Origin of the sequence: Flavobacterium sp. (genome assembly GCF_049318185.1) — a bacterium.
Lineage (GTDB): Bacteria > Bacteroidota > Bacteroidia > Flavobacteriales > Flavobacteriaceae > Flavobacterium.
Genome location: NZ_JBMOGV010000059.1, coordinates 1 through 14145, shown reverse-complemented (window position 1 = coordinate 14145; position 14145 = coordinate 1). Strand labels below are relative to the sequence as shown.

General features: G+C 28.5%; 15 protein-coding genes. All 15 read right to left on the bottom strand.

Translation table 11 applies throughout. The annotated features are described in order from the left end of the window. Nucleotides 1–159 precede the first annotated feature (159 nt). Nucleotides 160–1068, bottom strand: coding sequence for an HpcH/HpaI aldolase/citrate lyase family protein (locus ACOYLT_RS06960; RefSeq protein ID WP_422853140.1), 909 nt, complete (start codon nucleotides 1066–1068; stop codon nucleotides 160–162). After that, on the bottom strand, nucleotides 1058–1525 hold the full coding sequence (locus ACOYLT_RS06955; RefSeq protein WP_422853139.1) for a MaoC family dehydratase: 468 nt from the start codon (nucleotides 1523–1525) through the stop codon (nucleotides 1058–1060). Before ACOYLT_RS06955 ends, ACOYLT_RS06960 begins: the two co-directional genes overlap by 11 nt. A 5-nt stretch (nucleotides 1526–1530) precedes the next feature. Beyond that, a complete protein-coding gene (locus tag ACOYLT_RS06950) occupies nucleotides 1531–2361 on the bottom strand; it encodes an HpcH/HpaI aldolase/citrate lyase family protein (RefSeq protein ID WP_422853138.1) in 831 nt (276 codons plus the stop codon). 3 nt (nucleotides 2362–2364) lie between these two features. Further along, nucleotides 2365–3435, bottom strand: coding sequence for a DegT/DnrJ/EryC1/StrS family aminotransferase (locus tag ACOYLT_RS06945; RefSeq protein WP_422853137.1), 1071 nt, complete (start codon nucleotides 3433–3435; stop codon nucleotides 2365–2367). Between the two features lie 309 nt (nucleotides 3436–3744). Then, entirely contained in the window at nucleotides 3745–4878 is a 1134-nt protein-coding gene (locus ACOYLT_RS06940) for a hypothetical protein (protein ID WP_422853136.1), read from the bottom strand. 540 nt (nucleotides 4879–5418) lie between these two features. After that, on the bottom strand, nucleotides 5419–5607 hold the full coding sequence (locus ACOYLT_RS06935) for a hypothetical protein (protein ID WP_422853135.1): 189 nt from the start codon (nucleotides 5605–5607) through the stop codon (nucleotides 5419–5421). Between the two features lie 27 nt (nucleotides 5608–5634). Further along, entirely contained in the window at nucleotides 5635–6777 is a 1143-nt protein-coding gene (gene rffA / locus ACOYLT_RS06930; RefSeq protein WP_422853134.1) for a dTDP-4-amino-4,6-dideoxygalactose transaminase, read from the bottom strand. An 8-nt stretch (nucleotides 6778–6785) separates the two neighbouring features. Next, complete coding sequence (locus tag ACOYLT_RS06925) at nucleotides 6786–8003, bottom strand: hypothetical protein (RefSeq protein ID WP_422853133.1); 1218 nt, start codon at nucleotides 8001–8003, stop codon at nucleotides 6786–6788. A 505-nt stretch (nucleotides 8004–8508) separates the two neighbouring features. Then, nucleotides 8509–9522, bottom strand: a complete 1014-nt coding sequence (locus tag ACOYLT_RS06920; RefSeq protein ID WP_422853132.1) for a ketoacyl-ACP synthase III — start codon at nucleotides 9520–9522, stop codon at nucleotides 8509–8511. 4 nt (nucleotides 9523–9526) lie between these two features. Beyond that, complete coding sequence (locus ACOYLT_RS06915; protein WP_422853131.1) at nucleotides 9527–10276, bottom strand: SDR family NAD(P)-dependent oxidoreductase; 750 nt, start codon at nucleotides 10274–10276, stop codon at nucleotides 9527–9529. Next, nucleotides 10273–11361, bottom strand: a complete 1089-nt coding sequence (locus ACOYLT_RS06910; RefSeq protein ID WP_422853130.1) for an aromatic ring-hydroxylating oxygenase subunit alpha — start codon at nucleotides 11359–11361, stop codon at nucleotides 10273–10275. The genes ACOYLT_RS06915 and ACOYLT_RS06910 overlap by 4 nt, the downstream gene beginning before the upstream one ends. Continuing rightward, nucleotides 11351–12430, bottom strand: a complete 1080-nt coding sequence (locus ACOYLT_RS06905) for a ketoacyl-ACP synthase III (protein ID WP_422853129.1) — start codon at nucleotides 12428–12430, stop codon at nucleotides 11351–11353. Before ACOYLT_RS06905 ends, ACOYLT_RS06910 begins: the two co-directional genes overlap by 11 nt. A 10-nt stretch (nucleotides 12431–12440) precedes the next feature. Further along, a complete protein-coding gene (locus ACOYLT_RS06900) occupies nucleotides 12441–12665 on the bottom strand; it encodes an acyl carrier protein (protein WP_422853128.1) in 225 nt (74 codons plus the stop codon). A gap of 2 nt (nucleotides 12666–12667) precedes the next feature. After that, entirely contained in the window at nucleotides 12668–13189 is a 522-nt protein-coding gene (locus tag ACOYLT_RS06895) for a GNAT family N-acetyltransferase (protein WP_422853127.1), read from the bottom strand. Between the two features lie 12 nt (nucleotides 13190–13201). Further along, the coding region (locus tag ACOYLT_RS06890; protein ID WP_422853126.1) for a glycosyltransferase family 2 protein at nucleotides 13202–14145 on the bottom strand (944 nt) is incomplete at its 5' end.

Below are 14145 nucleotides of genomic sequence, written 5' to 3'. Positions count from 1 at the left end.
AAAACAGGGAAGCCGTTAATATCAGTTCCTATTGGTTCGTCATCATAAGCAAAACCTATAAATTCTATTGGCATTCCGTGTTTATGCTGAGCATCATATATATAATCAGCAATTAAAGTAGCCGAACTTTTTCCGCCAATTATTATTACTTTTTCCATTTTAGCTATCAAATTTTTTTCTTCTTTTTTCTATTAATTCCACTCTTGAAATAATATCGTTTGATTTTGTTATTAATGGTGGTCCAACAAATTTTCCTTCAATAATTGCAACACCTTTATTAATCTTTTGCGCTTCAGCATACAATCTTAAAAAGTTTTTAGAATCTTCATATTCTTGAGTTGTTGGCGAAAAAACTTCATTTACCATATCATTTTGTTTGGGATGTAAAACCCACATACCACTATAGCCAAGTATTTTTCCGATTTCTAAATGTTTTTCTAAACCTTCTAAATCATGAACCTTAATATAGGCCGCATCGATTGCTTCCATTTTGTGCGCTCTTGCAACTATTGGCACTAAACTTCTTGGGTAGGAAATACTGATATTTGTATCAAAATCTCTAACACCTTGAATATCGGAAACATAATCTTCTGAACCAAATCCTAATGCAATAATTCTTGAGGAACAAGTGGCAATTTCATTTATGTTTACAATAGACAAGGCACTTTCTAAAATAGGGATTATTGAAAACTTTCCGATTTCTAAATTGCGTTCACGTTCTATTGAAGTTAATAAATTATCTAAATATTGTATGTCTTCTTTGGTATTAGTTTTTGACAATAAAAAACCATCAATATTTGCTTCTGTTACTTGAAGTACGTCTTGAAGAAAAAACTCTGTTTCGATTTCATTCAATCTTACAAACTTTTGAAAACGATTAAATTTTGGATCTGATAAACTTTTTACAATTAATGTTCTAGCCAAAGCTTTGTTTGAAGAAGGTTGAACACTATCTTCTAAATCAAATATTAGTGCATCAGCAGTACATTTAGCAGCAGATTCAATTAGTTTTTCATTATGCCCAGGAACGAACATCATGCTTCTTAATAAGAGTAAATTATTTTTCATGGTTTCTCTTTTTTATTAATATTTTTCTTCTAAATCGAATTACATCTACATCATTTTGATTGTAACCCACAGTTTCAACATAAACTACTCCTCTATCATTTTTAGATTTAGAATCGGTTTTGCTTAACACTTCTGTTTTACTATAAATAGTATCGTTTATGAAAGTTGGATTTAAATGGTCAATATTTTCATAAGCTAAATTTGCAATTGCTTTTCCGCTAACATCAAGAACAGTTAAATGAACTGCTAGACAGAAAACTAATGTGCCTGGAACTAAAACTTGACCGTGTTGATTGTCTTTGCAATAATCAATATTAGTGTGTACGGGATGGTGATTCATTGTTAACAAAGAAAATAAATTATTATCCGACTCAAAAATTGTTTTTGATTGGCAATGATTGATTACTTCTCCAACAACAAAGTCTTCAAAATAATTACCCATTTTGTTTGCTTCCATACTTACTAATTTAAATTATTATTATGTTTTTTTTGCATTTTTTCCACTAACCACTTGATACGCACAAGATGTGGTTTTTCATAAACTTTACCCTCAATTTTAAATACATCAACATCATTGATTGGAACATCCTTTATTTTTTCGTAAACTGCTTTAAGTTGATTTATTTCTTCTTCTTTCATAAAATCAACTTTCTGCAACTCTTCTAACTGAAGGGGATGAATTATAAATTTGCCATCAGCTCCAGATTCAAAAGCAAAAACACATTCTTTTCTGAATTGGTCAAAATTTATTAAATTCAAGTCAACTCCATCTAAAAAAGCAACATTAAATGCTTTTGCATATAAAATTAACTGTCTCTTATAATGGGCTAAATGCTCCAAAGTATGCTTGATTCCTGTTAAAGAACAAAAATCATGACTCCCAAAACCAATGGCATGAATTTGGTTTGAAAATACTTTAAGTATCTCTTCAGTTGCAATAAAACTCTTTGGATTCTCAATTAAAATAATCATTTTAAGAGGAATTCCTTCAGATATCAAAATGACATTATTTATATCTTCAATAAAATTAATTTTTGGAAGTACAATTTGACCCTCAAATTTTAATATTAAAGATTTCAATTGATCGTTCGTGTAGCAATTATCAAAAAAAGGAATTCGTAGAAACATGTTTTTATTAAATTTCAATGCTAAAACCAATTCAATTGCTGATTGTTTATTATTAATAGAAACAGCATCTTCTAAATCAATTACAATATAATCAGCATTTATCTTATCTATTTTGCTAAGGTAATTTGGTTTATCTCCTGGAATAAAAAAATAACTGTCAATCAAAATTTAAGTAATTGAAATTAAACTACATATCGAAAGAATTTCCTCTTTATTTAATCCGGCATACAAAGGCAAACATAGAACTCTACTTACAATACTTTCTGAAATTGGCATAGTATCACCTTTAGAAAATTCAACGGTATTCAACGATGGATAAAAATACCTTCTCGGAAATATCTGCCGCTCATTTAAAGCTGCTTGAACTTTCAGTAACTGAAACTCTGTTTCAAAAATTACAGGATAATAACTATAATTCCATTGTGTATTTTCTCTAATTTTAATAGTTTTTAATTTTGAAAAATCAAGATGCTGATTATAGTAATCGACAACTTGTTTTCTGCTATTCAAAATAAACTCCATATGAGGTAACACGGCCAATCCCATAGCGCCTTGCAATTCGGATATTTTACCGTTAATACCTAAACCATGAAAATCAAGAGGCCCATTATGTCCAAAATTATGAGAATAAAAACATTGATGTCTTAAGTCTTGATCATTACAAAACAAAGCGCCTCCTTCTCCAGTATGAAATAATTTTGTAGCATGAAAACTACAAGTACTAATATCGCCATACTCAAATATACTCTTTCCTTTATAGTCCACACCAAAACAATGGGCGGCATCATAAATAACTTTAAGATTATGCTTTTTTGCGATTAGCTCAATAGCCTCTATATTACAAGGGTTACCAAAAACATGCGTTGCTAGTATACAAGTCGTTTTTGAGGTTATTGCAGCTTCAATTTTAGTTTCGTCAATTGTTAAATAATCAGGGTGAATATCAACGAAAATTGGTGTGCAATTTTCCCAAACTATTGCTGCTGTGGTAGCAACATAACTAAAGGGAGTTGTAATAATTTCACCGCCATTACCCAGTACCTTTAGCGCTATCTGAATAGGAATGGTACCGTTATTCATTATTATAATATTCGAAACAGAAAGATAATCTTTTAATTTACCCTCCAATTCCAATAACAATTCGCCTCGATTAGTCAACCATTCATTTTTCCAAATGCGTTGCAACTGTTTATTATATTCTTCCAAAGGAGGAAAAAAAGTTTTAGTAACGTTTATCATTATAAAAGATCAATTTTGGAGACCCATCATTAGGAATTTTTGCTAGATTTCCAAATATCACAGTAAAAGTTAAAGTTATTAAGTTAGGATTAATAAAAAACCATATTGGCCCTAAAATAGTTTGATTATACAAAGTTATAAAATCTCGTTTGACTAATAAATATAGTAAATTCCTATAATGCTATACTTCTTTTAAATTAATTGAAAGAAAATTATTTTGAGATTTAATTTCTTCAGTCCAGTTTTGTTGCTCTAATTCCATATTAAATTTATAAATATAGTTTTACCTATAGATGTTTAAAAAATGTATTATTCAAGTTCTATATAACCACCTAAATCATAATATTCTTTTGTTTTATCCCAATCCTTATATTTTTTATAATCTGCCCATCTTATCAATGAGAGATTCTCAGGAAGAATAAGCTTTTTGTAACTGATTATTTCTTTAGTTTTTCTTTTTGATTCCAGAAATTCTTTTCTCTTCTCTACTTCTTTTGAAAAAGGTATAAGTAATTGTATCTGAAATATCATATAAAAGATACCTACTAGAAGTATTGATGATGTTAAAAGATTAATAAATTTATATTTTTTAACTATAGAATTTAGACCTGTAAATTTTAATCCTAAAAACAAAAATGCAATATAAAGAAAGATCATTCCAATAAAATATACTCTAATTCTAGCTATATTGGGGGCTAAAATAAATGGTAACATGGACAAAAAAGAAAGAAAGAAAAAAAACAAAAATCTTTTTAAGTAAAGCTTACTATGTTTTTTAAAATTATGGCTGTAATTTTCAATAAAATAGGGTATTGATAAACCAAATATAAACCCCGTAAAAGCTACCCATTTTGAATAATTGAAAAAACGGAGATAAATAGTTATTGAATTTTGGAAAAGTGTAAATGGGGACAAATCAATAATTGTTTGTTCTTTGTGTAATCGCAAAAAATTTCCAGGAGCAAAACTTGTAAATATCATTGAAAAAATGATGGGAAGTGTTATAACTAATAACCACTCAACAATTCTTTTCGAATTTGATAAATAAATTTGGTATGCTCTTGCAAGGCTAATAAATAAAACTGGAAGCATAAGATTTTGAGTGTTCAAACCCAAAATAAATACTAAAATAAAAAGTCCTGATTTTTTTATTTTACTAATAGTTCCTTGAAATCTGAAATATTTTTCCATGAAGACAATAAGAAAAATCCCTTGTAATAATAATAACATATAAGCGCCTCCAGTTAGCCAAAACAAAACATCTTTATATAAAGGCCAAATCCCTATTAACATCAATAGGCAAAATGGCATAAAAGCTATTTTATTAATTTCCTTTTTGTCAAAAATATCTTCTAATAATAACTTAAATAAAATCCATGATGCACAAGTATAACTAATTAAATAAATTAAAATCCCTGGAAAGGCATCTAGATATTTTATCATATACATTTGAATAATGCCCGAAGGCGACAAATGTCTACCATCATGAGTAAAATATAACTTAAGCACAAAATCAAAAGGGGGTATTATTTTCATATTTACTTTATAAAGATAATCATCTCCATAATTCCAGCAGAAATAGGATGCAATTACAAAAAGAGAAAAAAGCAGAAGTGAAATAATTATTAAGAAATTTAAATAGTTTTTTTTACTAAATATCTGAGTCATTTTATATTTTTTTTAAAAAATTATTTGAGATTTGTTTTAATAATGAATAAGAGCGAATAAACAATAAAAAAATAACATCTATTATCAAGTTTACAAGAGAATTTAATAATCTTAAGATGGATTATTATAAAATTTATATAATAAGTTAAAATTAGAATAACAATTCGCCTCGATTAGTCAGCCATTGATTTTCCAAAATGCTTTGCAATTTTTTATTATATCCTTCCAAAAGAGGAAAAAAAGTTTTAGTAACGTTTATCATTATAAAAAAAAATGGAGTCCCATCAATAGAAATTTTATCTAAATTTCCAAATATCACAGTAAAATAGGATAGGATGAATAAAACCATATTGTCCCTAAAATTGTTTGCTTATAAAAAGTTACATAATCTCTCTTGACTAGCATTAACAATAAATCTCTATAATGCCAAACTTCTTTTAAATTAATTGAAAAAAGTGTATTTTGAGATTTTATCTCTTCTGTCCAAGTCTGCTGGTTATTCATTATGCTTTATTTTTATTTTAATATTTTTTAAGCTAGCAAATTAACACTGTTAATTATAGTTATAATTTTGTCAATGGCTTCGTTTTCCAACTCATAAAACAAAGGCAATCGTACCAAACAATCGGAAAATTTATCTGAATTTGGCAATGCTCTTCCATCATGTTTCTCTTTATAAAAATCGCTGGCATGGAGAGATAAATAATGGAAAACGGCATGAAAACCATTTTCTTTTAATCTTGCAATAAAAGCGGTTCTGTGTTCGATAGATTGTAAAACCACATAAAACATATGGCCATTGTTTGTGGCATACGGAGGTATTTTTGGTAATTGTATGTTGAGCGCATTTTGTGCTGATAGTGCATTGTAATACGTTTGCCAAAGCAATTTTCTTTGGTTTTGAATTGGCTCTAAATTTTCAATTTGTGCCCATAAAAAAGCAGCAATTATTTCGGAGGGTAAGAAAGAAGAACCTGTATCCACCCAACCGTATTTGTTTACTTCGCCTCTAAAAAATTCGGCGCGATTAGTTCCTTTCTCCCAAATGATTTCAGCTCTATGAATAAATTGTTCATCATTAATAGTCAACATTCCTCCTTCTCCAGCAATAATATTTTTAGTTTCATGAAATGAAAAAGCAGCCAAATGACCAATACTTCCTAAAGCTCTTTTAATACCATCTTTTCCTGTATAAAAACTATCAATGGCTTGTGCTGCATCTTCAATGACTAATAAATTATATTTAGTAGCCAACTCCATGATTTTATCCATGTCACAAGCAACTCCAGCATAATGAACGGGTACTATGGCTTTAGTCTTATTGGTAATAAGTGCTTCAATTTTATCGACATCAATATTTGGATTATCAGAATAAGAATCGGCAAATACAATTTTGGCACATTGTCTAACAAAAGCTATTGCTGTAGAAACAAAGGTAAAACTCGGAACAATGACTTCATCACCTTCTTTAATATTGGCAAGAATAGCACACATTTCGAGGGCATCAGTACAAGAAGTAGTTAACAATACTTTTTTAAACCCATAGGTTTCCTCAAACCATTGTTGGCACTTTTGAGTGTATTTTCCATTGCCTGATATTTTACCCGTTTTTACAGCATCTCCGATGTAAAGGGTTTCTTTTCCGGTTAAGTAGGGTTTGTTGAAAGGAATCATCTTAGTAATTATAAATTTAATTTAGTCTTACTTATAATTATTAAATCATCTTTTATAATTATACTGTAAAATTTTGAGGACATATTTTTAATAATCAATTCATCATTTAAACTTTTCGAATTTGAAAAAATAACTATTCCATTATTTTCTACAAATTTTTTCATTTTTATTAAAATATTATTTAACTCAATACTATCAATATTTTTAAATTTTCCCTTATAAAATAGTCTATCTGTGTTTATAAATTCAATCTCTTTTTGATAATTTGTATTAAACAATATTAATTCACATTTATTAGACATAATTTTATAATTTTTAATAATTTCTTGAAATTGTCTACTATTATAAAAGTTAGAATGTTCTTTATTATATTCGTGTTTAAAACTATTTTTTGAAGATGTTTCATATAACCACTTTCCAAGCATCAAAAAATTATTTACAAAAAGTGTAATGAATAAAAGCAAAAGGATAATTTGTTTTTTATGTACAATTAAATAAAAACTAATTGAAATAAATAAGAAAAAATAAAATGTCAACAATGTTCTAGTATTTATTTCATTTACTAAATTTAGCGATTGAAGAAAAATAAGAGCAAACAAATATATTATCGAAGAAAGTAAAAAAATAAAAGAAATTTTTAATTTCCTATATAAATAGGTAAGATATACTAAATATAGTAATGAAAATAATCCAAGAACAAAACCAAATTGTTCATTTAAAAATCTACCAACTAGAGGATTTATAAAAATCTCTATTAAGTTTTTACCAAAATCAGAGATATTAAGATACATAATTTTAACTACTTTAAAAAAATCAAAATTATTATCTTGATAATTAGACCTATTAAAAGCATAAATAAATTTACCATTTAATACTTTCCACAAAAAAATCATAATTGTAGAAGGCAATATAGTTATAACAAAATAGGTGAAATTTTTATTAACATTAAAAATTTTAAAGAAAAAAAATGAACTATATAGTATTAGTAATATATATGAATTATATTTTGTAATTACCATAAAAGATAATAATACTCCTATAATGATAAAATTTTTCATCTTAACTTCAAAAAAAGATTTAATTGTAAAATAGGTTAATAAAATCAAAAGAGAATAATACATTGCATCTGCATGTGTAACTTTTTGAATTCTAAATGACCACCAACTAATTAAAATAAATAAAAATAAATAAAAAGCTGTTTTAGATAAATCATATTTCTTAATCAAATAATCAGCAATTTTGTAAATAAAAATTAAGTTAGTGATGTAAAAAATTATCATCCAAAAAATAGCTGATTGAAAAATTTTAATTGAGAATATTTTAGCCAATAAGCCAACTAAAATAGGGAATGCAGGGAGATACGAACCACTATTAGGAAATTCAAATTGGTTTACCTTTCCAGCTAATAATAAATAATGACGAGTATCTCCAGAGATTCCTGAGCCATAAAGAATAACATCTAAACTAAACAGTAATATAACAGAAATAATAGAAAAAAGTAATAAATAATTTATTAAGTTAACTCTAGTTAATTGAAAAATATTCATAATTGAAGATTTTTATATAAGATTAAATTGTATCTTAGAAAATAGTAAAAATTATTATATCTGTATTAATTTATACTTTCCAATAATGTTTTATAATCGTAGTTTTTAAATGAACATAAGCCATATTGAATATTATTAGTTTTTTTTACAGGTTAAGTAGGGTTTATTGAATGGTATTGCCATTTTATTTTATTTTTACTACTGTTCCGCCCCAAGAATAACCAACCCCAAAACCAGCCAACAATACATTACTTTGCGTTACTAATCTATTTTCTTTCAAGGCATGATAAAGCGCTATTGGAATGGTAGAAGAAACCGTGTTCCCACAATTTTCAATGTGAATATAGAATTTATTATCGTCAATCTTGCACTTCTTTTTTAGACTATCTAACATAAATTTATTTGCCTGATGTAAGATAAACAAATGAATAGCCTCTTTATCCAGTTGATTTTTTTCAAGGGTATTGTTGATCAATTTAGGGACAGATGCTAACGTAAAAAGAAAAATCTCTGAACCATTCATATACAAATTATCATCAGAATGATAATTATCGTATTCATCTACAGTTTCTCCGGAATGCTTATTATAATTTCTTAAACCTCCGTTTTTAAGTATCAGGTTTTCTGCACCTCTTCCATCAGTACCATACTCGAAATTCAAAATTTCGGCAAATCCACTATCGGATGAAATCAAAGTGGCTGCTGCTGCGTCGCCAAAAATTGTTTTATTGCTTTTATCCTTAGGATGTATGAATTTCGAATAGGTTTCAGAAGTAATTAGTAAAACATTATTTGCCTGACCTGATGAAATTAAGCCTTTTGCCAAACCAAGTCCGTAGATATATCCGGAACATCCCAAATTCATATCAAATGCTCCTGCACGTGTAGATAATCCTAATTTGTCTTGGATGATACAAGCTGTAGTTGGCAAAAAATAATCTGGACTTTGAGTACACAAAATGATGTAATCAATAATTGACTTATCGATATTGTGTTCTTCAAAAAGAATGTTTGAAGCTTTAACTGCCATATCTCCCGATGTTTCATTTTCTGAAGCAATATATCTATTGTTGATACCTGTTTTTTTAGAAATTTTATCTATACTCCATTCTGGAAAATCTTTTTCTATAACAGCATTACTTAACTCATAAGAAGGTAAATAATACGAAATTGCTTTAATATACGACTTTATGTTCATATTATTAATTTAAGATATTAGATCTTCCACCATCTATGGTAATTGTTGTTCCGGTTATCCAACTACTTTTATCTGAAAGTAAAAAGAGGGTTAAATGTGCCACATCTTGAGGTTTTCCATATCCTAACGGATATTTTTGACGGTCAACAGCGATTGCTTCTTCTGAAACAGTAGCAGCAATTTCGGTAGTTAATGCTGTTTCCACCTGACCCGGCGCGATTGTGTTCACGCGTATACATTGTCCTGATAATTCTGAAGCAAGTACTTGAGCTGTAGAATTCAAAGCAGCTTTAGTTGAAGAGTAAATAAAGTTCCCTTTCATACCCATTTCACCAGCAATGGAACTTATGAATATAATGGATGCGTTTTTACTTATTTTCTTCTTTTTCAATAATTTGGAAATAATAACTACAATAGAATCATAATTAATTGTCCTGATTTTATTAAGCAAGTTAATATCTAAAAATTTTATTGGAAGTAACTGCACTATTCCCGCAGAATGAACAATTCCCTCTAAGGGTATTTCAATTTTTTCAATTAATTCATCTATTTTCGCCAGATCTGATAAATCATAAGTAATTCCAATGAAACTAGGAAGTTCATTTGCCATTGAAACTAATTTTTCTGAATCCCTTCCGACTCCAATTACTTTGCCTCCATAATGAGAAACTTGATTACAGATTTCATAACCAATACCCGAAGTAGCGCCCGTAACTAAAATTGTCTTTCCAGAAAAATCTATAAAACTTGTCATTGAATTGTATCTAAATATTTTTTATGAAATTCGTTAATTCTCTTTTCTTCCTTACCTAAGAAATAAGTATTTTCAACAAAAGGAATATTTTTTTGAATTTGTTCCAAAACGACTTTGTCTTCGCTAAGTATCTGATTAATTGACGTTTTTACTATTTCTAAAAACGCATTGTGAATTGCTTTTTTAGGCTCAAATCCTTCTTTAAACTTCGGACTGTAAAATCGTTTTCTCAAAATTGTTTTTTCAGATGAAACCGGAAGGACGTTCCCAACATATAAGCTTGTACCTTCAGTTGAAGAGATTAGCAAATTTGGAAAAATAAAGTAATGTCTAAAAGTATTGTGCTTGTATTCTATATTTTCAAGATATTTTAAAACTTTATTTTCATCTTCATCATTGACTTCCTTTGGATAATCTGCAACTGAATGTCCATTATCATATTCGTTATCAACTTCAGATATCCTGCAAAAACCCATACCAAATAATGTAGTTTGATGAATGGCAGGACAATGATACGCTTCAATTACATTTTCAACAATTATCTTCCAATTTACATTTTGAAAATCATCATCAAAATAGAAATTATAATCGAGTGTATTGCTTATATGGATCAATTTATTGTAAAAAACACCTAGATATTCTTGTATTGTTAGAACATTATCAGTCAAAGAAATAAACAGAAACTCTCCCACTTTTTCAAGCCTTAAGGATTTAACTTTTAGACAGCTAAAACTTTCTGATTCTGTATCAAAAGCAGTTTTTTTAGGAATGGTTTTCGGTTTACCTTCTTTATCAAAACTCCAATTGTGGTACATACACATAAAAAGACCCGTTCCTTTTACTTCTGTTTGAATTTTGTTAAATCGATGTGGACAGATGTTTTGAAAGGCTTTCAGTTCTCCTTTAAAATTATAAATCACTATTGGATAATCAAAAATATTTAAAGTAACAAAGGAATTATTTTCAGGTAAATCACTTGCCATTCCGGCAAAAAACCAATTTTTGGAGAATATTTTTTCAAATTCGACATCCTTGGTGTTATCCCCAAAATACTGTTTTGGATGTATTAATTCTTTATTCAACATGATAAAAACTCATATCCGTTAGCAATGACTTTTCCAAATCCATCATTACACTTCCCCAAGATAATCCAACACCAAAGCCACACATAATCACTTTTAAGTCCTTCTCTATACTTTTATCTTTAAGTAGCTGAACAATTGTTAACGGTATTGAAGCTCCGTTTGTATTCCCAAAATTTTCTATAGAATATGGTGCTTTTTCTCTTTCTATTTTTAGTCTTTTTCGAATGGTTTCATTCATAAACAAATTTGCTTGATGCAGAAAGAAATAATCAATAATTTCTATGCTTGAACCTGTTTCTTCTAAAATGTTTTTAATTGAATTTGGTGCTGTTTTTATGGCGAAATTAAATACATCAATTCCATTTAAATGCAAATCAACTGCTCTTCTTTTTCCAGAGGTTTCGTCTTCTTTCTTAATATAGTGATAATCAAAAGAATTAACCTTGGTTCGATTTCTTGCACCACCATCCTTAACTTTTATAGCTTCTAAACCGCTTCCATCAGTTCCAATATCAAAGTTCCATTTCGATGGTTTTTTGTCATCAAATTTTATAGCTGTTGCTGTCCCGGCATCACCAAAAAGGGGATGAACACTTTTGTCCTCAGAAGAAGTATAGGTGCTGATTGTGTCTCCAACTAACAATAGTCCTTTATTAAATTTGCTGTTTTGCAATAGATTTGAAACCAAACTCAATCCGTATATATATCCTGAACAACCCAAAGAAATATCTAAACAGAAGCAATCTTTTGACAAGCCAAGTCTATTTTGCAATAAATTAGAGGTTGCCGGTAAGATGTAATCAGGAGATTGAGAAACAAAAATCAATACATCAATTTCTTCTTTTTGCCAATTGAGTTTAGCAATAATATTTTCGGCTGCTTGAAAGCATAAGTCAGAAGCACAAATAGTTCCATCAGAAACATATCGTTGATTTATTCCTGTATTTTGAGAAAAAACAAGAGCATCTTTTTCAGAAAACATTTCTAAATCGATGGTTTTTACCAAATTATTAGGAACACAAGCCGCAACTCCTTTTATATGTACATTTTCAACTTCAAACAGAGACATAATTGAGTTTTTATTTGGAAACTAATTGGTATAAATCTTCAATAGTCGTGGAATTTTTAAAATCATCACCTGATAGACTCACGGAATAATTTTCATCCACAAAAGCTATCACAACAAGTGCCATCATTGAACTCCACTCATCTAAATCTTTATAGTTTGTCTCAAAAGCTATTAAACTTGGATCTGTATCTTCAAATTGCTCTTGAAATCCTATTAAAAAATCTTCTTTAGTCATAATTATTTATTTAATATTTCTCTTATTCTTTTTGTTTTATTTAGATAATTCTCCGATTTTAAGATAAACCAGATTACATCTTTAGTGCTTTTTTCTTCGTTTTCAACACAGCCTTGACCTATACTTGAAGTAATGGCTTTTTTATTATCTCTTCTTACTTGTGAATAGATATGATCTAATTTTAATTCGTCGAATATAAAATCATTAAAGCACAAAACCATTCTTGCTACTATATCTGTATTTTCATATTTTTCTGAAGCCAGATAAATCCCTCCTTCACCTGCATTATTTTTAATGTTTTTAACATGTATTACGCCTACTTTTTCATTATTATAATCAGCGATAAAATAATAATTCTTATCGTTATTTATACTTTCAAACCACTTTTTCTGCATTTCTTCAGTTATGAATTCAGTATAAATCATTCTGCTGTTTACATATTCTGAATTTCTCCAGTTTCGTAACAGCTCTAAATTACCCGCATCAGCTCTGTGCAAGGTAATATTATATTTCGAAATTTCCATATTAAAAATAGTTTATATTATTTCATCAATTATATAAGCCGGTCTGTTTTTTGTCTGTTCAAAAACTTTACCGATATAAATCCCAACAACCCCTATAACCGTAATTATTATTCCTGAAAGGAGCCAGATAGAAATAATTAAGGACGAATAACCAGACACTTTAATACTGCCTTCTAAATAATAGATTAAGTTAACCAAACCTCCAATAAAAGCAAAAAATGAAATTATCATTCCAAATTTTACAAATATTTTTAATGGTTTATTTGAAAAAGAAATAATTGCATTAAACGCCAAACTTATACCTTTAGAAAAACTATAAGAGGATTTTCCGCTATCTCTATCTGCGTGTTCAACTGCAACGGAAGTTGCATTGTAGCCAGTAAAATATATAAAAAGCGGAAATGCTTTTATATAATCACCAATCGTAAGTACCGATGCAATTACCTTTCTATTATAAATCCCAAAATTGGCAACTTCATTATTAAAATCGGTATCGGCTAAGTAATTAAATACTTTTGAGAAAATTTTTGAATACATTTTTTTAATAAATCCATCTTGTCTGTTTTCTCTTCTTGCTAATACTAAATCATAGCCTTCAATAGCCTTCTTGTATAACTTTTCAATTTCTTTAGGTTGATCTTGTAAATCACAATCCATAACCACTATCCATTCTCCTTCGGCAAGTGATAATCCAGCCACTATAGCTGGGTGTTGTCCAAAATTTCTACTTAATCTTACACTTATAACTTCTGGATATTTTCCAGAAAGTGATTGCATTACTTTCCATGAATTATCTGGACTTCTATCATCAACTAAAATAATTTCATAATTGATATCAAGTTGATACATGACCTCCATGATCTCATATACTAATTTTTCAATTATATTTTCTGCTCTATAAACTGGACTTACTATAGAAATATGGGGAGCATGCTTCATGATGTATACTAAAATTT